The organism is Bacillus sp. SDLI1, from assembly GCF_001553895.1.
In the GTDB taxonomy this organism is placed as follows: Bacteria; Bacillota; Bacilli; order Bacillales; family Bacillaceae; genus Bacillus; species Bacillus siamensis.
Genome location: NZ_CP013950.1, coordinates 2664304 through 2683949, shown reverse-complemented (window position 1 = coordinate 2683949; position 19646 = coordinate 2664304). Strand labels below are relative to the sequence as shown.

Annotated in this window: 21 protein-coding genes and 1 pseudogene; 6 read left to right on the top strand and 16 right to left on the bottom strand. The window is 45.6% G+C overall.

Features of this window, described 5'->3' with window-relative positions:
- Window positions 1-123 precede the first annotated feature (123 nt).
- Genes AUL54_RS12965 through chrA form a run of 3 tightly spaced genes read left to right on the top strand, consistent with a single transcriptional unit; the run spans window position 124 to window position 1737 of the window.
- The gene (locus tag AUL54_RS12965) at window positions 124-600 is read left to right on the top strand and encodes a chromate efflux transcriptional regulator ChrS (protein WP_016937711.1); all 477 of its coding nucleotides are present in this window, start codon (window positions 124-126) and stop codon (window positions 598-600) included.
- Between the two features lie 13 nt (window positions 601-613).
- Window positions 614-1204 carry a chromate efflux transporter subunit ChrB gene (gene chrB / locus AUL54_RS12960; protein WP_060964095.1) on the top strand — a complete coding sequence of 197 codons (591 nt, stop codon included), beginning with the start codon at window positions 614-616 and terminating at the stop codon, window positions 1202-1204.
- Window positions 1201-1737, top strand: a complete 537-nt coding sequence (gene chrA / locus AUL54_RS12955; protein ID WP_049627544.1) for a chromate resistance efflux protein ChrA — start codon at window positions 1201-1203, stop codon at window positions 1735-1737. The genes chrB and chrA overlap by 4 nt, the downstream gene beginning before the upstream one ends.
- Window positions 1738-1765: 28 nt before the next feature.
- On the opposite strand, the gene AUL54_RS12950 is transcribed toward chrA, so the two are convergent.
- The 11 genes from AUL54_RS12950 to AUL54_RS21215 all read right to left on the bottom strand — a co-directional run bounded on the left by AUL54_RS12950 (window position 1766) and on the right by AUL54_RS21215 (window position 11292).
- Window positions 1766-2419 (bottom strand): hypothetical protein, encoded by a 654-nt coding sequence (locus AUL54_RS12950; RefSeq protein WP_060964094.1) that lies wholly within the window; start codon window positions 2417-2419, stop codon window positions 1766-1768.
- A 296-nt stretch (window positions 2420-2715) separates the two neighbouring features.
- The gene (locus AUL54_RS12945; protein WP_060964093.1) at window positions 2716-3228 is read right to left on the bottom strand and encodes a hypothetical protein; all 513 of its coding nucleotides are present in this window, start codon (window positions 3226-3228) and stop codon (window positions 2716-2718) included.
- 465 nt (window positions 3229-3693) lie between these two features.
- Window positions 3694-4245 (bottom strand): SUKH-4 family immunity protein, encoded by a 552-nt coding sequence (locus AUL54_RS12940; protein ID WP_060964092.1) that lies wholly within the window; start codon window positions 4243-4245, stop codon window positions 3694-3696.
- Between the two features lie 4 nt (window positions 4246-4249).
- Complete coding sequence (locus tag AUL54_RS12935) at window positions 4250-6154, bottom strand: T7SS effector LXG polymorphic toxin (RefSeq protein ID WP_060964091.1); 1905 nt, start codon at window positions 6152-6154, stop codon at window positions 4250-4252.
- A 19-nt stretch (window positions 6155-6173) separates the two neighbouring features.
- The gene (locus AUL54_RS12930) at window positions 6174-6434 is read right to left on the bottom strand and encodes a YwqI/YxiC family protein (RefSeq protein WP_060964090.1); all 261 of its coding nucleotides are present in this window, start codon (window positions 6432-6434) and stop codon (window positions 6174-6176) included.
- Window positions 6434-6868, bottom strand: a complete 435-nt coding sequence (locus AUL54_RS12925; protein WP_049627551.1) for a DUF5082 family protein — start codon at window positions 6866-6868, stop codon at window positions 6434-6436. The genes AUL54_RS12930 and AUL54_RS12925 overlap by 1 nt, the downstream gene beginning before the upstream one ends.
- Before the next feature lie 306 nt (window positions 6869-7174).
- Window positions 7175-8500 (bottom strand): UDP-glucose dehydrogenase family protein, encoded by a 1326-nt coding sequence (locus tag AUL54_RS12920; RefSeq protein ID WP_060964089.1) that lies wholly within the window; start codon window positions 8498-8500, stop codon window positions 7175-7177.
- A gap of 198 nt (window positions 8501-8698) precedes the next feature.
- Window positions 8699-9463, bottom strand: coding sequence for a tyrosine-protein phosphatase (locus tag AUL54_RS12915; RefSeq protein WP_060964088.1), 765 nt, complete (start codon window positions 9461-9463; stop codon window positions 8699-8701).
- A gap of 47 nt (window positions 9464-9510) precedes the next feature.
- A complete protein-coding gene (locus AUL54_RS12910) occupies window positions 9511-10152 on the bottom strand; it encodes a CpsD/CapB family tyrosine-protein kinase (RefSeq protein ID WP_060965100.1) in 642 nt (213 codons plus the stop codon).
- 34 nt (window positions 10153-10186) lie between these two features.
- On the bottom strand, window positions 10187-10933 hold the full coding sequence (locus AUL54_RS12905) for a protein-tyrosine kinase activator TkmA (protein WP_060964087.1): 747 nt from the start codon (window positions 10931-10933) through the stop codon (window positions 10187-10189).
- Window positions 10934-11148: 215 nt separating this feature from the next.
- Window positions 11149-11292 (bottom strand): YwzD family small protein, encoded by a 144-nt coding sequence (locus AUL54_RS21215; RefSeq protein ID WP_014471134.1) that lies wholly within the window; start codon window positions 11290-11292, stop codon window positions 11149-11151.
- A gap of 203 nt (window positions 11293-11495) precedes the next feature.
- On the opposite strand from AUL54_RS21215, the gene AUL54_RS12895 reads away from it, so the two are divergent.
- Both AUL54_RS12895 and AUL54_RS12890 read left to right on the top strand, forming a co-directional pair.
- Window positions 11496-13106 carry a hypothetical protein gene (locus AUL54_RS12895; protein WP_060964086.1) on the top strand — a complete coding sequence of 537 codons (1611 nt, stop codon included), beginning with the start codon at window positions 11496-11498 and terminating at the stop codon, window positions 13104-13106.
- Entirely contained in the window at window positions 13093-15867 is a 2775-nt protein-coding gene (locus AUL54_RS12890; protein WP_060964085.1) for a DEAD/DEAH box helicase, read from the top strand. The genes AUL54_RS12895 and AUL54_RS12890 overlap by 14 nt, the downstream gene beginning before the upstream one ends.
- Window positions 15868-15979: 112 nt before the next feature.
- Here AUL54_RS12890 and AUL54_RS12885 read toward each other — a convergent pair whose 3' ends face one another.
- The 4 genes and pseudogenes from AUL54_RS12885 to AUL54_RS12870 form a co-directional block, all read right to left on the bottom strand.
- Window positions 15980-16837 carry a Cof-type HAD-IIB family hydrolase gene (locus AUL54_RS12885; protein ID WP_060964084.1) on the bottom strand — a complete coding sequence of 286 codons (858 nt, stop codon included), beginning with the start codon at window positions 16835-16837 and terminating at the stop codon, window positions 15980-15982.
- Window positions 16834-17616 (bottom strand): transcriptional regulator GlcR, encoded by a 783-nt coding sequence (locus AUL54_RS12880; protein ID WP_060964083.1) that lies wholly within the window; start codon window positions 17614-17616, stop codon window positions 16834-16836. Before AUL54_RS12880 ends, AUL54_RS12885 begins: the two co-directional genes overlap by 4 nt.
- A 209-nt stretch (window positions 17617-17825) precedes the next feature.
- A pseudogene (gene ssb, locus AUL54_RS12875) lies at window positions 17826-18151 on the bottom strand (single-stranded DNA-binding protein).
- A 112-nt stretch (window positions 18152-18263) separates the two neighbouring features.
- A complete protein-coding gene (locus AUL54_RS12870; RefSeq protein WP_060964082.1) occupies window positions 18264-18617 on the bottom strand; it encodes a hypothetical protein in 354 nt (117 codons plus the stop codon).
- Between the two features lie 172 nt (window positions 18618-18789).
- Between AUL54_RS12870 and AUL54_RS12865 the strand changes: the two genes are divergently transcribed.
- The gene (locus AUL54_RS12865) at window positions 18790-19200 is read left to right on the top strand and encodes a YwpF-like family protein (protein ID WP_016937685.1); all 411 of its coding nucleotides are present in this window, start codon (window positions 18790-18792) and stop codon (window positions 19198-19200) included.
- Between the two features lie 45 nt (window positions 19201-19245).
- On the opposite strand, the gene mscL is transcribed toward AUL54_RS12865, so the two are convergent.
- Window positions 19246-19641: a large conductance mechanosensitive channel protein MscL gene (mscL, locus tag AUL54_RS12860; protein WP_049627557.1), complete on the bottom strand. Its 396-nt coding sequence runs from the start codon at window positions 19639-19641 to the stop codon at window positions 19246-19248.
- Window positions 19642-19646: the final 5 nt, after the last annotated feature.

Below are 19646 nucleotides of genomic sequence, written 5' to 3'. Positions count from 1 at the left end.
TTTCTTTCCGATATAAAAAAATCACTTTTTATTACGTAACGAAAACAATTAAAAAATTTATCCTTCATACCGTAAGATTTCATGATACAATAATGTCTACCAGATGAAGGAAGTGGAAGCCGATTGGAACATGAGTACAGCATTCCGAACCTTGTACTTGATGAAACGGATAAACATATTCTCTCGATTTTGCACGAGGAAGGGAGGATTTCCTATACAGACTTAGGAAAGCGGGTTAATCTGTCGCGTGTGGCGGTTCAGCACCGCATCCAGCATTTAATGGATGCCGGCGTAATTGAAAAATTCACCGCTGTTATCAACCCGGCGAAAATCGGCCGCCATGTGTCCGTGTTTTTTAATGTGGAAGTGGAGCCGCAGTATTTGGAGGAAACAGCGTTAAAGCTTGAAAAGGAGCCGGCCGTGACAAGCCTTTATCACATGACCGGCCCGAGCAAGCTGCATATGCACGGCATTTTCGCAAATGATCAGGAGATGGAAGAGTTTTTGACAAAACGGCTCTATACGCAAAAAGGCGTCGTCAGCGTCGATTGCCAAATGCTGATTAAACGGTATAAAAGCAGAATGGGCATGAAGCTGTAAGGAGGAAACGGCAATGAAAAACCCCTATTGGGACATTACGGCAGCAATGGCGCGAACAGGCATTCTCGGATTCGGGGGCGGCCCGTCCGTAATTCCGCTCATCCGCCATGAAGCCGTCAATAAATACAAATGGATAGATGATGATGAATTCGGAGAAATATTAGCGATCGCAAATGCGCTTCCCGGGCCGATTGCCACAAAAATGGCCGCGTACTTGGGCTTTAAGCTAAAAGGCACGTTAGGCGCAATCTTGGCAACCCTCGCCCACATTCTGCCTACATGCCTTGCTATGGTAGGCTTGTTTGCCGCTGTAAATGTCTTAAGCCACTCAGCGGTTGTTGCCGGCATGATTGGCGCCGTCACGCCGGTGATCGCCGTCATGCTCGGCATCATGGCGTACGAGTTTGGCCAAAAAGCGCTAAAAGGTTTCGGCTGGGTCACCGGCATCCTGTTTTTTATCATCGCTTTTATCGGCCTGCAAACGCTTCAGATCAATCCCGGCTTTGTCATTATTATTTTCTTAGCATACGGCGCGTTTCATTTTAAATTGAAAGACAAAATCACAAATAAACGTTCAAAAGATAAAGGAATGTCGGCTTCATGATGATGATCTATTTATTTATGGCGTTTTTTATTGCAAATGTACTCGGATATGGCGGCGGCCCTGCGTCTATCCCGCTCATGTTTGAAGAAGTCGTCAACAGATACAGCTGGCTCTCAAACGATCAATTCTCAAACATGCTCGCCCTTGCGAACGCATTACCCGGCCCGATCGCCACTAAAATCGCCGCGTATGTAGGCTACAGCGCAGGCGGATGGCCCGGCTTCCTGATTGCGCTGATCGCCACCGTCGTACCGTCAGCACTCGCATTGATCGTGCTGCTTCGCATCATTCAGCGCTTCCGCCAATCACCCGTCATCAAAGGCATGACGCTGTCCGTCCAGCCCGTCATCGCCGTCATGATGCTCATTCTTACGTGGCAAATCGGCGCAGACGGCATCAAAGCGATCGGCTGGATTCAATCACTAGTCATTGCGGGGATTTCCCTCCTTGCCCTGACAAAATTCAAGCTGCATCCGGCCTTTCTGATTATCGCGGCGTTTTTGTATGGAGGTCTTGTGGTTCCTCATTTGTAGAAAAAAGCACCTGGACAGGTGCTTTTTTCTAGTATTCATTTTTCATTTCTTTCATAAAAATATGATCCAATTGTGTTGTTAATTCTTTAAGTCCTGTACACATAATATCCTCTAAAGGATTTTCCCAATCTCCGTTTTTTATCAGTTCAATGCCATAACTGCCGGTTGGATCCCCTTCTGGGTACCATCCTACGTCAAGCAACAAGTTTTTTGCCTTATGAGAGATTTGCAGAAGATCTTGATTGAAGTCAAATAACCACGCATCATCATTTGCCTCTAGAGTCTTAGGGTCAGTATCTTTTAATGAAATATAATCAACAGTCCAGCCCTCCGGTATCTTAAGCCTTAAGAAATTGGGAACATGTTGGCTTAGCGGCTGCAAACCCTCTAAAACCCCACTTCCCACAGTCCAGATTTGATATTCTAACTCTTCTAATAATTGCTCTATTTCATTAAAAGATTTTTCTTCATAAATCTTTTCTGTTTTTAAACCCGCTACTTTGACATGGTATTGATCATTTTCAAATATTACCTTAATAACAGCATTACGTTTTTCATTTTGTAGTTTTAGTAGTTCATATTTTTCTTGCATTCTTTTTTCTGAACTTAAATTGTTCAGTACTACAGACCAGCCATTACAGATTTTTAATGGCAGCAATTGAGAAATATGGTCTCTGTCCATCCAGTTTCTCCTTGTACTTTGTTGGCCTATCTTTAAAAAGCTTCATCATTCTAAAAAAACTTGCCGATACAACACAGCAAGTTTTTATATATAGTAATTCTAATACATCAGTAAACCAATGCATCTCCTAATGTTAATCTCCGGAATGCATATTAGCTTTTAGAACATCTAATTTAATATATTTACTTACCATGAGAACCTCTGTTAGCAACTATTCATTTCCTAAGCTTTATTTTTTATAAGGTTCAATGCTATAACTTCCGGTTCAATCTCCTTCTGGGTACACCCCAAATAAACTAATCATTCATATCTTTAGGGGGTATAAAAGCGACTAATTGACCTTCAGGATATATACCTTTCCATCCACAAGGCCATCCGCCTGTTTTATACACTTGAAACATTTTCTCAAAAAGATTGTCTTTATTACCGTTTACTAGACGATTGATTGCACATTTATACAGATCTGACTCTACTTCTTCAGCAATATCCCAAAAATCCATAGGAATGAAATCTTCAGAATAGTTATCATCAGAATTGAAAATATTCGACAATTCTTCATCTAATGTTTTTAAGTGATCATCACTTAAAATTATACCCAATAACTGTCCGCTTTCATCTGATTTTACATCTTGCCAAACTACTTCAACTTCATCAGTATCTTGAGACCATGCTAATTGTTGCGCTATCTCAAAATCTTCTATAAGTGTAATATCAGACAAATTCCTATTATTATTCTTAAATAATTCTTCGTGCTTAATAAAGTCAATTACCTCTTCCACTAAATCGCTATATTTACCGTAACTACTCATTTATTTAACCACCTTTCCCATAATTCCTCTGTAGCCTCCGCCTCTTTGCTAAAAAGAAGGCTTTTTGTTTTATTCCCCTCTTTAGTTTCATACCTATAAAAAACCTGAAAGGCGTAAAACCAATTCAGGTAGGAGTTCTATCGTTTTTTAATCAATTAGTAACTCCAAATAATATATTTAATTAAGGTTTCTCTCCAATGTTCATAAAAAGAGTAAAAACTAAAAAGCAGGTACAGTATAATACCTGCTTTTCACAACAAATTTATGCTCAGGAAATTTTTATTCCAAATGACGTTCCAATTATTATCCATTACATAAATTGCATAAGTTAAAGGACTATCAGTAAACTCATACGCTAAATCCAGAATAAAGCAATCATCTACTTTAACTATATGAGGTGAAATAATATCCTTTGATAGGACATCTTTCTCTGATCAGGTCTCAACGCATCAAAATGAAAATTCATTATTCATATAAACTTTCTATTTCAATACCCCAGAAGTTCCCTTCATTTATACAATTTGAGTCTACTCTTTTCAGTTCTTCTTTCAACCGTTCAATTACATATTCAGGAATATCATTGTCGATAAAAGCATCTTCTCCATTAATTTGAATAGCTTTGTCAATCATTTCTGAGAAAAGCAGTATACTTTCTGCAAATTGATTTATTGAAGAGTTAATAAATACTTCTTTATATTCATTACCATTATCTAAATAAACAATTCTCTCGTTATTTTCTATAATACAAATTGGATCTCCGGAACCAGTAGAACCTAACAACCAATATTTTCGAAACGTTTCCGACACATCAAAGATACTTGTAATTGGTTTAAATGATGTTTGAAAAGAAGTGAAATCCAAATATGGCGGAGGGGTTTCAGGTAAACCTCCTAAAGAAATAAATTTTTTAAATCCCTCCGAAAAAGGAGTCTCTACTAAGTCATCATATGGGAACTTTAATATCGGACCATTTTTATTAACATCCCAACTTCGATTAAATTCTTCGGGTAATAACATCGTGTCACCTTCCTGATTCTTTTCTGAATGTTTCTAGTCTATTCGCAATTTGATCGTCTACCCCAGTAATTCCCCATTCTTTCTCAACATTATGAATACCACCATACCCAGGGTGAAGGCTTTTAGGTAAAGCTGCGGCCTGGCCTCCTTCTCCAATATGATGATGTCTCATTGGGTCTTTTAAGTAATCTGCATACTGTGGAAAGTGTTTTATAAATTGTTCATCAACAACTGGGACTCTTCCTCTTTTAATCTTAGCAGTATTTTCAGCACTCCAAAACTCAGGATTACTTTTTAGCAGCGTGTTAAAAAACTTTTTCGCATTTCTCTCCCAGCCAGCAGCATTTGTCCCAGATTTCCCTTTCCCCTTAAAATTCATCTCTACTACAAGCCTAGGATCAATTAAATACTTATTATCGTAGTTTGAAAGTTCTCTGCCTTTATATCCTCTAATTCGATCGTATTTTCCGTCATTATTCCATTTGCCCGCCATCTTCACAATCCCAAGATCTTTCACAGCTTTCGTTTTCACATCAGCATGAATGATTGGGAAAGTTGCGCCATCCGGTGTGACAGTCTTGTGGACGCGAATTTTTACATTCGTTGGGACTTTGAATTCTTTTACTTGGTCTAGAATCTTTTTCCCTTTTTCAACTTTTGCTGCTTGTGGCGATTTTGCAAGCGGGATGCCTTTGTTTACATGTTTCGCCAATACACCGGCTCCAACCAAACTCAATGCCGCTTCCAGTGCTCCTTGCTTCCGCTTCTCCTCAGACACTTTGTTTCCGAACATATCTCTGCCTGTGACGGCTTCTGAGAAACCGTTTGAGGCGACGAGGCCGTATGCGCCCATTTCTGTCATTTTGAGAATGTCTAAGGATTTTCCGGTTTTATAGACGTCTAAAGCGTGTTCTGCGGCCATGACGGTTTTTCCGGTTTTGTAGATGGCTTTTCCGCCTTTGAAAGCGCGTCCCGCCCAGCCGACGACCGGTATGAATCCGGCGGCGGCCATCGCTCCTGCTGTGACGCGTTCTGCGGTGGAGAGTTTTTCTCCTGTCACCGGATCGACGCCTTCGGCTGCTCTTTTATAATCATAATAGCCAGTGACTTCTCCGGTAAAGTTGCAGATACCGTCCCATGTTTTCTCGTACCATGGTTTATTGGCTTCTTCTTCAGCCTTTTCCTGAAGCCGTCTTGCTTCGGCCTGCTGGGCTTTTGCATCAATATAGTCCGTTCCCTGCTTTTCTGCTTCAATGACGCTTTTGTAGATTTCATTGCTGTGGAAGGCTTTTTTGTCATAGTACATAGGGGATGCGCTTTTCCCGTTGCTGGTGGCTTGCATGAGAACGGAATATTTGCTGAGAACCGCGTTGTCCAGAGATTCTAAATTTTGATATTCAGTGGTCAGGGATTCATCAAGCTTATCGACTGCCGTGATCGTGTCACGTCTGGTTTTCTGGGCATCGCCCATTTTATCTGCGTAATCATCAAGCGTATACGTATCGAGATGAATAATATCGCTGATGCCTGACAAAATGGAGTCGATTTCGGCTTTATGGGCGGAGACAATCTCTGAAGCCTTCAAGTCCGCGTTGGGCAGCTCATGCTCCAAAAACGAAGTCTCCACATATGAATCGCTGAGTTCTTGATCTTTAATATCACCTGAAATGCCGTTTAAAAACGCAATTTGAGCAGAAACAAGCGTCAGCCAGCTTTCGGCGATTTCCGCTTGTCCCTGAAAGAAATCTTTTATATTGTCTGCGCCTTTTCCTTTTAAAGCATCACCCAGATCAGCCATGCCTTGAAAGGCTTTTTTGAGCGAATTCAGCTGTTCTTCAAGAGCTTCGTATTGTTTCTTTCTCTTGTCTGCTTCATCCGTTAACGATTGTGATTCAAACACTTTGCTCATCGGCAAGTCCTTTCTTTCGTTATTTTACGGCGATCGCCTCGTCCTGTTCTTTCAGGGAATCTACGTTGTCTTTTACGTCCGCGATGTTCTTATGAACGGCTTGCTTATATTCGCTGATCATGGATACAAGCTTTGCCTCGCGGGAGTGGTACTTGGAGGTATAGTCAAGCTTGTTTTTCCCGGTTGAACCCGCATTCCCGATCGAAACGGCCTCCAGCGCGCTGCTGACGGATTCAAGCTGTTTCATGACGGCTCCGTATTTGAGTTTTATTTCTGTCATTAAAACCAACTCCAGCTTCTTTTGATTGATTGTATTTTGTCTCCCACGGCGTCAAGGGCTTCTTCACCAAGCGTCAGCAGGTGCTCTGCTTCTCTGGCGATGCTTCTGGCGGCAAGGAGCCCTCCTTTTTCAATTTCAAGCTGTGTCATCTTTAAGCCGATCCGATAAATATACCCGTCGTATTTGTCTGTAACGATTCTGTATGCCTCTGTATGGGCCTGATCGCGCCGCTCATCAAATTCCTCAGCGAAAGTGCCGGTCCAATGATGATCCAGATGCGGTCTGAGGATGTCTTTGATTTCAGACATGCCCTCTTCCTGCAGAGATTCTATATCTCTCTTCGCTTCTTTTAATTTATCAATTTGGTGTTCGATCTCGCCCAGTTTATGGCTGATTGTGCTGTTAATATGGCTTAATGTGCTTGAATGGCTCATCTGTTTTCACCTCGTCTTACGCAAAAAGTCGTACAAAAAGCACAGACTTTTCCATACTATATTTCCATATATTATATTTTAAAATAGACAGAAAGCGGCTTAAATAGGTTAAACGGCTTATTTTCATCAGCCGAGGTGCTCTTCACCAACGCCAAAAGACTCATGAAACCGGCACGTTCATTCACAGATCTCCTCTATATATCCATGATAAATTCCCTAAAAAAAGGAGCCGGTTATCAATAACCGTCTCCTTTGCCGTGTATTATCATTATAAATATGATAAAGGCCGGCGCGGACGCCGGCCTTTCAAGTGACAGAATCAGTCTGAGGCAGGACGGCTCTTCTTCCGATTGAGATATATTCCACGCCCGCCTGTTCCGCTTCTTTAAGCGAGTGGCAGTTTCTCCCGTCGAAAATAACCGGAGTTTCCATCAGCTCTTTGTAGGCTTCAAGCGGAAAATGCTTAATATCTTCCCAGTCTGTCAAAATCAGAACGGCATCCGCTCCCCTGACCGCTTCCTCTATAGACTCCCGATAGGAAACCCCGGCCGGAAGCAGCTCGGAAGCCCGGAACGAAGCGATCGGATCGTACGCCGTCATCCGGGCGTCAAGAGCCGCCAGACGATCCGCAATGACAATGGACGGCGCATCCCGCATATCATCGGTATTCGGCTTAAAAGACAGCCCTAATAACGCAATGGTTTTTCCCGTAACTCCGCCAAGCCTGTTCAGCACTTTATCAACCAGCATGGACTGCTGGTTATTGTTGACTTTAATGACGGACTTCAGCAATTCAAAATCATGCTCCACATGTCCCGCGATCTGCACGAGGGCATTTGTATCCTTCGGAAAGCAGGAACCCCCGTAGCCTATGCCGGCTCTTAAGAATTGATTGCCGATCCGTTTATCCAATCCCATTCCGTATGCGACTGATTCCACATCCGCACCGACTTTTTCGCATATATTGGAGATTTCATTAATAAAACTGATCTTTGCCGCTAAAAAAGCGTTCGATGCATATTTGATCATCTCGGCGCTTCTGATATCCGTATGATAAACCGGAATGGCAAACGGCGCGAAAACCCGGTCAAGCGTTTCTCCCGTCTGCCGGTCTTCAGTTCCGATTACGATGCGGTCGCCGTGAAAGGTATCGTGAATCGCCGAACCTTCACGGAGAAATTCCGGATTCGAGGCGATTGAAATATTCACGTCCGATTTCAGCCGTGAATGAATAACTTCGCTGATCCTGTCATTCGTTCCCACGGGAACCGTGCTTTTTGTCACGACGATCGCATCTTTAGAAATAGATTCGGCAATCCGTTCGGCGACATTTTCAATATAGGTAAGGTTTGCGTGCCCGTCTTCTTTTTGCGGCGTTCCGACCGCTATAAAAATAACCTCTGCTTCCGCAAGCCCTTTTTCATAGCTCGTTTCAAAGGCCAGCCGATGCCGGCCGATGTTTCGTTTCATCATATCTTCAAGGCCCGGTTCAAAGATAGGGGATATTCCCTTTCTCATCTGCTCAACCTTACGTTCGTCAATATCTATGCATGTTACGTCATGGCCGATTTCTGAAAGAGACACTCCTGTCACAAGACCGACGTAGCCTGTTCCGATCACTGTTATTTTCATCGTGTTCCCCCAACCGTTTAGAAATTGCTGCTGGGCAGCTTACCGTTATTAGCATATGATCCCGGCGCCGGCAGAATGCCGGAAGCCTGCGGTCATGATAGAAAAAACGGTGCCGGCCGCTGATTATAGCATAAGCATAAAAAGATCATCTTGCAAAACAGCCGCTTATGCTTCATTTAAACGGGATAGGGAAGTTGGTTAAAAAAGACCCCAGCGCTTACGGCGGGCCACAGGCAGCGGAGGTTCCTTATAAACGGCTTTGTTTTCAACGAGAAGCGTCGCGTTTTCCGTAAGCATGTAAATCAGCTCCGCCCCGGCTTCTTTTTTCAGAACGCCGAGCGCCTCCTGATAATAAAAATGTCTCGATCCGAGATTATGGGCGTCAGATGCGAGAAAGTGGATCAAATTCGCTTCAATAAGCTGCAGCGAAAAGCTCTTCGCTTTCCGCCCGAATGCTCCGGCAAGGCAGCCGGCCGTCACTTGGGCAGCAGCGCCTTTCTTTACGAGACTGTAAAGGACGGACGGGTTTTCGCGTATTTCTCTGTTCCGCTCCGGGTGGGCGATGACAGGGACATATCCCCTCAGCTGCAATTCATAAAATAGCCGTTCGGCGTAGGCCGGAACATGATCCGCCGGAAACTCCGCCAGCACATACTTTGTATCATGGAGCGGGATAAGCCGGCCGCTTTGAAGACCTGCCAGCAGATCTCCGTCTGTTCTGATTTCCTGTCCGGGCAGAACGGTCAGCGGTATGCCTTCCTTATTCAAACGTTTGTTTAACAGTCTGACCGCTTCTTTGACCGTATGCCGGTCCGTGTCATAGCGGTATTTCACGTGATGCGGCGTCGCAATGATCGTATCAATTCCCTGTCTGACCGCTTCTCTCGCCATCTCGAGGCTTTCTGTATCATCCGCCGCGCCGTCGTCTATGGAAGGAAGGATGTGACAATGGATATCTATCATATTTAATCCCTCCTTCTTAAAAAGAATGGACCGCGCCCATTATGACATTACTGTCCATAATAGGCGTAGTCCGAGTGTTTCGTTTGTTTTTTTCCGTTCATCACGGCCCCGAGGAGCTTGCACGGGCAATAATCGAGCGCTTCTTTCGCCTTGGCCGCTTTTTCCTTGTCCGTTTTCCCGCTTGAGATCACCATAATGGCCCCGTCAGTATAGCTGCCTAATATTTTCGTATCGGCTACGGCCAAAACGGGGGGCGTGTCCAAAATCACCTTATCATAAACAAGGGCTGCTTCTGACAGAAGGTCCCTCATGGCCCCCGTCGATAAAAGCTCCGCCGGATTGGGCGGGATCGGCCCGCTCGTTAAAATATCGAGATTGGCTTCCTCAGCCCGCAGGACGGCTTTCTGAAACGGAATCTGTTTTAACAGCAGCGACGTTAAGCCGGTTCCGTTATCCAATTTGAAGGTGAAATGAACCGTCGGTTTGCGCAGATCCGCATCAATTAAAAGTACTTTTTTCCCCTGCTGGGCAAAAACGACGGCAAGATTGGCCGCGGTAGTCGACTTTCCTTCTTCCGGACCTGCGGATGTGATTAAAAGGGACTTCACCTCTGTATCGACGGAAGAAAATTCAATGTTTGTACGGATCGTCCGATATTGTTCTGAGTTGATGGACTTCGGCTCTGACATCGTAATCACGCTTCGTTTTGCCGGCTTGTCTTTTTTACGCGTCAACTTGTCCGCCTCCCGCTTGTTTGATTTCTGCCATCCTCAAATTTTTGGCAACGCTGTCTTTTGCGCTGATTGAAGTAACCGTTCCCAAGACCGGGATGCCGAGCAGCGATTCCAGCTGTTCCTCCGATTTGATCGTATTATCCAGATGTTCCAGCAAAAAGGCGAGACCGATTCCGCCCAAAAGTCCGGCCGCAAACGCAATCGCGATGTTCAGCTTACGGTTAGGCTCTGCCGGTGACTGGCTGTCCGCCGCTTCGGCCTTTGAAAGAATGCTGACATTATCCACGTTCATGATGGCCGTGATCTTGTCCTGAAAAACGGCTGCAACCGTATTTGCCATAACGGCCGCCCGCTTTGCATCCGTATCCCGCACGGCGATCGTCACGACTTGTGAATCCTGCTCGCTGGATACCGTGATTTTCGATTCCAGCTCTTTCGAAGTCATGGACAGATTCAGCTCTTTAATCACCTCATCGAGGATGACCGGGCTTTTGATGATGACATTATACGTGTTGATTAATTGGAGGTTGGTTTGAACGTCATTGAATTGGACTTCTTTTTGATTGTTTTTGGATTGACTGACCAAAATTTGCGTTGAATTTTCATAGACCGGCGTAAGAGCGAAGAAACTGATGAGTCCGCCTGCGGCAGATGCCGCCGCGGTGATAATAAGTATAAACAGCAGACGCTTTCTCAGTATTGCGAATATTTCTTTTATACTTGAAGATTCTCCCATATAACCTCCATATCACTTTCCGTGTATTCCTATTCCCTCCAATAACTTTTCCAATTACGATTATACAGCTTTGAACTGTCATTTCTAACCTTTTCAAATGACAATATTCGACAAAAATACACAAACACTTCTATTCGGTTTATTTTTGTAAGCGTTTTAAATACTGGTATCGCAGGAAGATTAAAAAAGTCCCGCGGTCAAGAGCCCGCGGGACTTTATGTTGCATATCCATTTTTAATATGAGAAATCAAATTCTCAAGCATTTCTTTTGTGGTCATCTCAGAGGACTGCTCACCGATGTCGTGCGCATGCATTAAAATCTTCAGAAACTCCTCTTGATCTAACTTCGTTTTCTTCATCATTCGTTTCCTTTCGGCTTCCATTAAATTGAAAACAAGATTATTATATGCTGTCGGGTGCTGTTTTGCAATCTCTAATACATCATTCGACACACTCGGGTTTTTATGTCCTTTTTTAGGAAAAACTTTTTCCGGACCATGTGTTGCGATATAATAGAGGAATTGGAATCTTTTTATTTTGTGACTCGTTAGGAGCGATAATCATGCTTCAGGATATGATTGCTAAAGAAGATGTGCTCGCAGCGGCTGAACAGCTTAAAGAACTTCTTCCTTACAATGAAGACAATGTTCAGCTGATGAAGAAAGCACTCATTTTATATCGGCAGGATTCCGTCTATCGTATACAGGTTCAAACCCCGACAGAGATTTCCGCGTATGTGCAGGATGTTGTGCCTGTAAGGGTCACGCTGAACTTATTTTTTATGGTGAAAAGCGGCTGCGCATGCCCGTCTGAGGCGATCTGCCGCCAAGTGCTGGCCGTTTTTCTTTACGTATATGCCCAATTTGAACGGGTCGGTTCCTTTACCGAGCATTGGCTGGAAAGAGAAAAGCTTGAGGAAAGCAGGGAGCTTGTCCGCCGGCAGTTTCAGGAAAAAGTGCTGCCGAATGAAGAGTCGCTGTCAAGCTGGCTCGCTTTTTTTGATTCGGAATTCTCGCTGTGGGAGGCGCGGACGCCGGCCGGAAGCCAGACGATGCAGGGGCTTTATTATGGCTATTTGTCAGCGCTCAAAAAACACGCCCCGAAAAAACCCGAGCTCAAAAGCTTATATCAGATTCACTCGGCGCTTGCCGTCTGGCTTCACATGTTTACTTTGATTGAGTCTGGCAGACTGGATGCCGAAAAAGATTATTACAGCATCAACCCATACGTCGAACAGCTGATGGATACGATTTACTCCTCCATTGACAGACTGAAAACGTATGCCCTGTCTTTCTCGCTTGATCCCTTTTTGGACCGGACGCCTCCAGTGATCCGCAGGCTTCTGCTGAAAGAAGAGCTTTTTCAATACGAACGCCTCCGGGTATTCGGCGAAGTTTGGAGCGCGCTTTTGAACCGGCCGAAATGGGTCGCGCGTGAACAGGAGATTCTCGCACAGGAAAGCGGACGCCGTTTTTCGCCGGAAGTACGGTTCGGCCGGCTTCATTTGGCCTTTTTGCAAAAAGATGATGCAGCGGTCTTTGAAGATATTTCACGCTTCCCTTCCGAAGCGCTGCCTTATACCTTTCAATGGCTCAGTGAGCTCACCGCGAAAAAAGACTGGAAACGGCTGAAAACATGGTACGGTCAGATCGAACCTCTTGCCGTAAACTACACGAAACTTGATAAGCCGTTTAAAGAAATGCGCGATATTATCGGAGAGCTGTTTGTGCTGCTGGCGGATTATGCGCGGCACTCACGGGATGATCAGCTGTTTGAACGGTTTGCCTCCGGCTGCCTTCCCTATACCTTTACAGAGTACAGCCAGTATCTGTACGAAAAACGGCGGTATGCGGAGTGGGTGGAGATTCACAGCCTCGTCGGTTTTTCCGTCTGGGAAATCGAAAAGGACATTTTGAAGGAAATTGCCGCCAATGATCCGGAAGCGCTCATCCCCTCCTATCACCGGGCGGCGGCCTTTTTTATCGATCAAAAAAACCGCAGCGCCTATAAAGAGGCTGCGCGCCATCTGAAAAAACTGCGGACGCTTTATAAAAAGGCAAAAAAACAGCAGGTTTGGGAGCGGTATATCAGCCAGCTGAGCGCAAGCTACAAGAGGCTGCGCGCCCTTCAAGAAGAATTGCAGAAAGGAAAGTTGATTGATGGCGAGTCTTAAGGAAATTTTCATTCATGTAGAACAAATGGAAGATTGGACATTTACGCTGTCAAGCCATGACGAGAAAGAACAGCCGCTTACGCTCAGTCAGATGAAGACTCATCTGTTCCAATGGCATGAGTCCACCTTTTACGGAACGTTTCTTGAAGACGTCAGCTTCATCGGCACCCCGGCCGTTCTGCTCAGCCCGTGGATGACCGTCGAGCTGCTCGGAAAAAACTCGTTCAATTCATTCAGCACCGTTCAGCTGACAAAGGAAACGGAACCATTAATCGAAGCGGCTTCGACGATATACGAATTTATAGCCGACGGCGATTTTCTTCCGGATTATGAGGCTTGGCAAAACGGCGTCCTGCGCTTTAAAGACCGCGAGCTTTTGCTGGAAGGATTTACGGCTGACTGGTTCTCGGCCGCGGTTCAGGACTACATTCAGTACAATGATGACCTGCGGGAAAAATGGCAGCAGATCGAAACCCGTTCGCCGGCCGTTCATACGTTTAAAGGCTCCTTTTTGGACGAAGATGATTTTCTCGAGGGAATCGGCTGGAATGATGATCTGACGCCGTTTACCGTCGGGCTGCGATTAAACGAGCCTGATTTTGACGGTGACGACTGGAAAATCGAAATGTTTTTACGCGAGAAAAAAACCGGAGCCATAACCTTTTTCGACGGACTGAAGGGGCTGAAAAAAGCGTGGCAGGCATACAGCGGAAAAATCGCGCGTGAACAGGACCGCTTCCGCCGAACGGTTCCCTGGCTTTCATTTGATTCGGGAACGACGCTCATTTCTGAAGAAGAGGCTTGGATCTTCTTATCAGAAGCGAGTGAGACGCTTGTCGATATGGGCGTGGAGATTCTTCTTCCATCGTGGTGGCAGATTGTCCGGGAAAGCAATATGATGCTCAAAGCAAAAGTGTCATCCTCCCCGCGGGGCGAGTCCTTTGTCGGCATGAACGCCCTGCTTGATTTCAACTGGAGATTCGCCACAAACGGAATTGAGCTGACAGAGGATGAGTTCAATGAGCTTGTCGCAAACAACAGACGTCTCGTCAACATCCGCGGCCAATGGGTGAAAATTGATCCGCAATTTATTAAACAGATGAAAAAACTGATGGAAAAAGCGGAATCTGAGGGTCTCCACATGTCCGACGTGCTGGCGCGCGAACTGATGGATCACGGGGAAAACGGAGCAGAGGACACGGACATCATTGACTCATCGGCATTTGCCGGGGTCAAGATCGAATTATCAAAGCAGCTCAGAAGCCTGATCCGCAAACTGACGGATGCCCGGGATCTGCCGGAGCATGAAGTCAGCGCCGCGTTTCAGGGCCAGCTCCGCCCTTATCAGGTGTACGGCATGAACTGGCTTCTCTTCCTGCGGGAAAACGGCTTCGGCGCCTGTCTCGCAGATGATATGGGACTTGGAAAGACGATTCAGATGATCGCTTATTTTCTCCATGTGAAGGAAAGCGGCCGGCAAAAAGCGCCTGCCTTAATCATTGCGCCGACATCGGTGCTCGGCAACTGGCAGCGTGAGCTCCAGACCTTCGCGCCGCAGCTGAAGGCCGTGCTTCATTACGGACCCCGCCGGCCGAAGGAGGAAGCATTTGTCCCGGCCTATCAAGACGCAGATGTCGTTCTTACTTCATACGGCCTCTCGCACGCCGATCAGGAAGAGCTTTCTTCCGTGACATGGAGCACTATCTGCCTTGATGAAGCGCAAAATATTAAAAACGCGCATACGAAGCAGTCCCGCGCGATCAGAAAGCTGAAAGGCGTCCATCATATCGCGCTGAGCGGAACACCGATGGAAAACCGCCTGACAGAGCTTTGGTCGATCTTTGATTTTATGAACAAAGGCTACCTCGGCAGCCTGACCGGCTTTCATAAACGCTATGTGCTGCCGATTGAAAAAGACCGTGACGAAAAAAGAATCAACAAGCTTCAGCAGTTAATCCGGCCGTTTTTACTGCGCCGGACAAAACGGGATGAAGAAGTGGCGCTTAATCTCCCTGACAAGCTGGAACAAAAAGAGTTTATCCCGCTCTCGGCCGAACAGGCCTCCCTTTATGAGCAGCTTGTCAAAGATACATTTGAACATATGGCTTCTCTGACCGGCATGCAGCGGAAAGCACTGATTCTGAGCATGCTCGGTCGCTTGAAGCAAATATGCGACCATCCTGCGCTCTATTTGAAGGAAGAACAGACAGAGCTGTTAAACGGGAGATCCGTCAAACTGGAAAAGCTGCTTGACTTAATGGCGGCGATCCGCGGACAAGGGGAAAGCTGCCTCATTTTCACCCAATACATTCAGATGGGCAACATGATGAAGCGCCTCCTGGAAAAAACATTCGGAGAGCCTGTTCAGTTTTTAAACGGAAGCCTGTCCAAGCAGGAACGCGATTCCCTTGTAGAACGGTTCCAGAAGAAAGAATACCCGACGCTGATTTTGTCACTGAAAGCGGGCGGAACCGGCCTGAACCTGACGGCTGCCAATCACGTCATTCACTATGACAGATGGTGGAATCCGGCGGTGGAAAACCAGGCGACCGACCGCGCCTACCGAATCGGCCAGGAGCGGTTCGTCCACGTGCACAAATTAATTACGACGGGAACGATTGAAGAAAAAATTGATGCCATGCTCGAAACGAAGCAAACGCTGAACGATCAGATTATCCAAAGTGAAAATTGGATCACCGAGCTGTCATCCGATGAGCTTGAAGAATTATTCACCCTCAGCGCATCGGCGCAATCACATTAAACGCAAAAAGGCCGGCTCTCTCGGAAGAGCCGGTCTTTTATGCCGTCCTTACTGTTACGCCGCATTTGCCATGAATGCGTCACGCCAGTCGTGAACAGTATCGCCAAACCTTTTAAAGTAAATTCCTGATCATATGCGCAACGCCGTTTTGATCATTTGTCAATGTAACGGCGTCAGCGATCTCTTTAATGTCTTCTCTCGCATTTCCCATCGCTATGCCTTTTCCGGCCGCCTGAAGCATTGAGTAATCATTTAAGCTGTCACCGACCGCTGCGGTTTCAGCCATCGGAATGCCGAGCTTTTGCGCCAGCCGTTTAAGCGCCTGCCCTTTAGAAGCATGTCGCGACGACAGTTCAAAGTTGTGATCGGCAGAGCTGACAAGGGTGAGGTCTTTCTGATCGCTGAATCGGTCCCAGCCCGCTTTCAGCTTCCGCTCATCAAACGAAAACCCGAGAATATTGTAAAAATCCAGATGTTCTTCTTTCTCAAAGAGCTCACGGTATGATTGAATGTAAGCAAAGCCCGACTGGCTGTATTGCACAGAAGCCGCCTGCTCCAAAATAGAAAGGTCGGTTTCCGGATTGGCGCTTTTTACCCGATCCATTTCGATATCGAGCAGCTGCCTGCCGGTTTCAGGCGTATAGATGGCTTTGTTTGTAAACACCTCATAGTAATATTGATTCTCTTCAAGCCAGGACAAAATCCCCCGGGCCCTTGTTTCTTCAATCGCATCACAATGGTACAGGCTGCCGTCAGGAGCATGAATGGCGGCTCCGTTTGCACTGATAATCCAAGTTTTTATGCCGAGCGGTTCGAATATGGAGTACACGTCAAAATGCGCGCGTCCCGTGGACACCACGATTTCAATTCCCGCTTGCCGGGCTTCCCTTAAAGCCCGCTCGTTTTCATCGCTTACTTGATGACTGCTGTTCAGCAGTGTGCCGTCCAGATCTATGGCAATCAGTTTCACATGTCCTCATCCTCTTCTTCAGAATCAGTTACAAGCAATTCTACGCCGTGCCGGTCGAGCAGATCACAAAAATCCTGATCAGGCAGCCGATCGGTGATCAGCAGGTCAACCTCGTGCAGGTCTGCATATTGATAAAAACTCGTACAGCCAAGCTTGGAATGATCGCTCAGCGCAATCACCTGTTCCGCCTGCCGGATCATTTTACGCTTGACCATGCCGTCTTCTTCATGCGGTATCGTCAGACCGTTTTCCGAGATGCCGACAACGCCGATCAGCACCTTATCGGCGTGATAATCCCCCAGTTTTTCTACCACAGAAGCGCCGTATAAAAACCGGTGTTCCTTTTGCAGCTTTCCGCCGAGCAGATGAATGTCAATTCCCTCTTTTGCAGAGAGGATATCGGCCTGATTGATCGAATTTGTAATAACAGTGCAGCCAGTGACATTTAAATGTTCGGCGCAGGCCTGCACGGTTGTGGAGGTATCCAGGATGATCCGGTCTCCTTTATGGATCAGGGAGGCGGCCAGTCTGCCGATTTTGTTTTTCTCTTCAGAAACGGTTTTCAGCCGGCCGGAATAGCCAGGCACTTCCTGATGCACAGACGGCAGAATCGCGCCGCCCCGTGTTCTGATAATGGCTCCGCGCTCTTTCAGCTTGACAAGGTCCCGTCTTGCGGTGTCTCTTGAAATATGAAGCAGCGAACATATCTGTTCAGCGGTGATCCGCCGATGCTGTTTCAAATATTCCATTATCGCAATCAGTCTTTCTTCTTGATACACGTCCTCATTCCTTTTTTCGTCACTTATCTGTAAGTAATTATAAGTTTTTATCTTAAAACATTCAATTATTTTAAGTGTTTATAAGCAAAATCACTTCTTTTTAACCATTTTTTAGACCCCGAACCAAAAAACCAGTCTTTCGACTGGCGTATAGGAAGGGGGTATTGCGGGGCCCGCCAAAAGGCGGGGAAAAGAGGAAAAAAAGCATGTTATTCAGCCAGCGGCTCTTTCCGTTTTTGATCCATAAACCGAACGGTATCAGCCATGACCTCGGTCACATAAACTTTTACGCCGTCTGTCTTTTCATAGCTTCTCGTCTGGATTCTGCCGCTTACACCGACCAATGACCCTTTTTGGCAGTACAATGCTGTGTTTTCAGCGCTTTTTCTCCAAATGGTGCAGTTGACAAAGTCAGTCCCGGTTTCACCTGACGCGCTTTTAAAATTGCGGCTACAGCCAAGGTAATATGAGCCACGGCAATGCCCGCTGATGTAAAACGGAGCTCCGGGTCTTTCGTCAGCCGGCCGACAAGCATCACGTGGTTAAACAAGCCGTATCCTCCTCTCTTTTTCGAGGGTGGCTTCATTGTAGTACAAGAGCTCCAGAAAGCAAAAAGCGGAAAAAACCGTTATCCGTTTATGCCTCTCTTATGATTTCGCTTTTCTTTCAGATAAAAAAAACTTTTTCTTTTGACCGCTTATGTAATATGTATTTTTGAGCAGCCGCGAGAAAAGTTTCGTTTTAAGCCAGTTTTTCTCAAACATCCTGACGAACTTTCCGCCGTCCCATGCGAACCAGTAAAAACTCAGCTTTTTATCAGTCAGCGAAAGCTGAATTTTATACTGTTCCATGCGGTCTTTTGTTTCATACAAAAAGACGACATTCCCTCTTCTGTTAAGATGCACCTCGCACTCTTCCTTTTTGGATACTAAGTAGGAATGATCGTCCTCCCGCCTTAAGCCGTCTTCTATATAAATTTCCTTCAGGCGCAATTGATTCATAAGCATCTCTCCATGACTATATTCTTTTACATTATAATGAAAAAATAGAAATGATTAAATGTTGACCGCCTACAAAAATGATGAAGCATGTCTTACAGCATTTTCCCGGAAAAAGTGATATGTGTTATAATAAATGAACGAAAAAACATGGACAACAGGGGTGAAAATAGAGATGAAGACCTTTAAACTGGTTGATCTGAATGTGGAACGTTTAGATAAAGACGATCGGCCGATTGAACAGTTTCCCCTTTTAGACGGATTGATTATCAATAAAGAAGACGGTGAAAACCATTGGTTAATTGAAGCTCTGGTGCCGGCCGAACACTTTTCTTTTTTTGACATGCTGATGAAAAGCCAGAAAGAAGCGAAGGTGTTTGTAACGATTACGAAAAAAAGCAACCGTCCCGCCCAGCTGACGGGAAGCATCAAAAATATCGTCGAGCTGGAAAAGAGTATACAAGTTTTAATTTACGGTCAAATGGTGTCAAGAAATCACCCCGGATCAGAAAGCATTCTGGAGTCGCTCGTGAAAGAAGGATATTCAGGCAGCCGGCTGATTGAAGCGTTCAAACAAAAATTATAATCATGAAAAAGGCCGGACGTTAATCATCCAGCCTTTTTTTATGCCCTAGTCATTGTGATGCGCCCGCTGTTTCAGCAGATCTCTGATTTCAGTCAGCAGTTCTGTCTGCTGATCTGTTTCTTCGGCTTCTTCCGCCTCTTCTTCTGCTTCTTTTTTACGTCTCAGCTTGCCTAATGTGCGAATCACGATAAAAATAGAAAATGAAATAATGAAGAAGTTCACAATCGTTTGTATAAAGCTTCCGTACTTGATATGGGCGTCGCCGAATGTCACTGCCAGTCCTGAAAAATCAAGGCCGCCAAGAAGAAGACCGACAAGCGGCATAATGATATCTTCAACGAGTGACGTCACGATTTTTCCGAAAGCGCCGCCGATGACAACACCGATTGCCAGATCCATGATATTGCCCTTCATCGCAAAGCTTTTAAATTCTGACCACATTACAT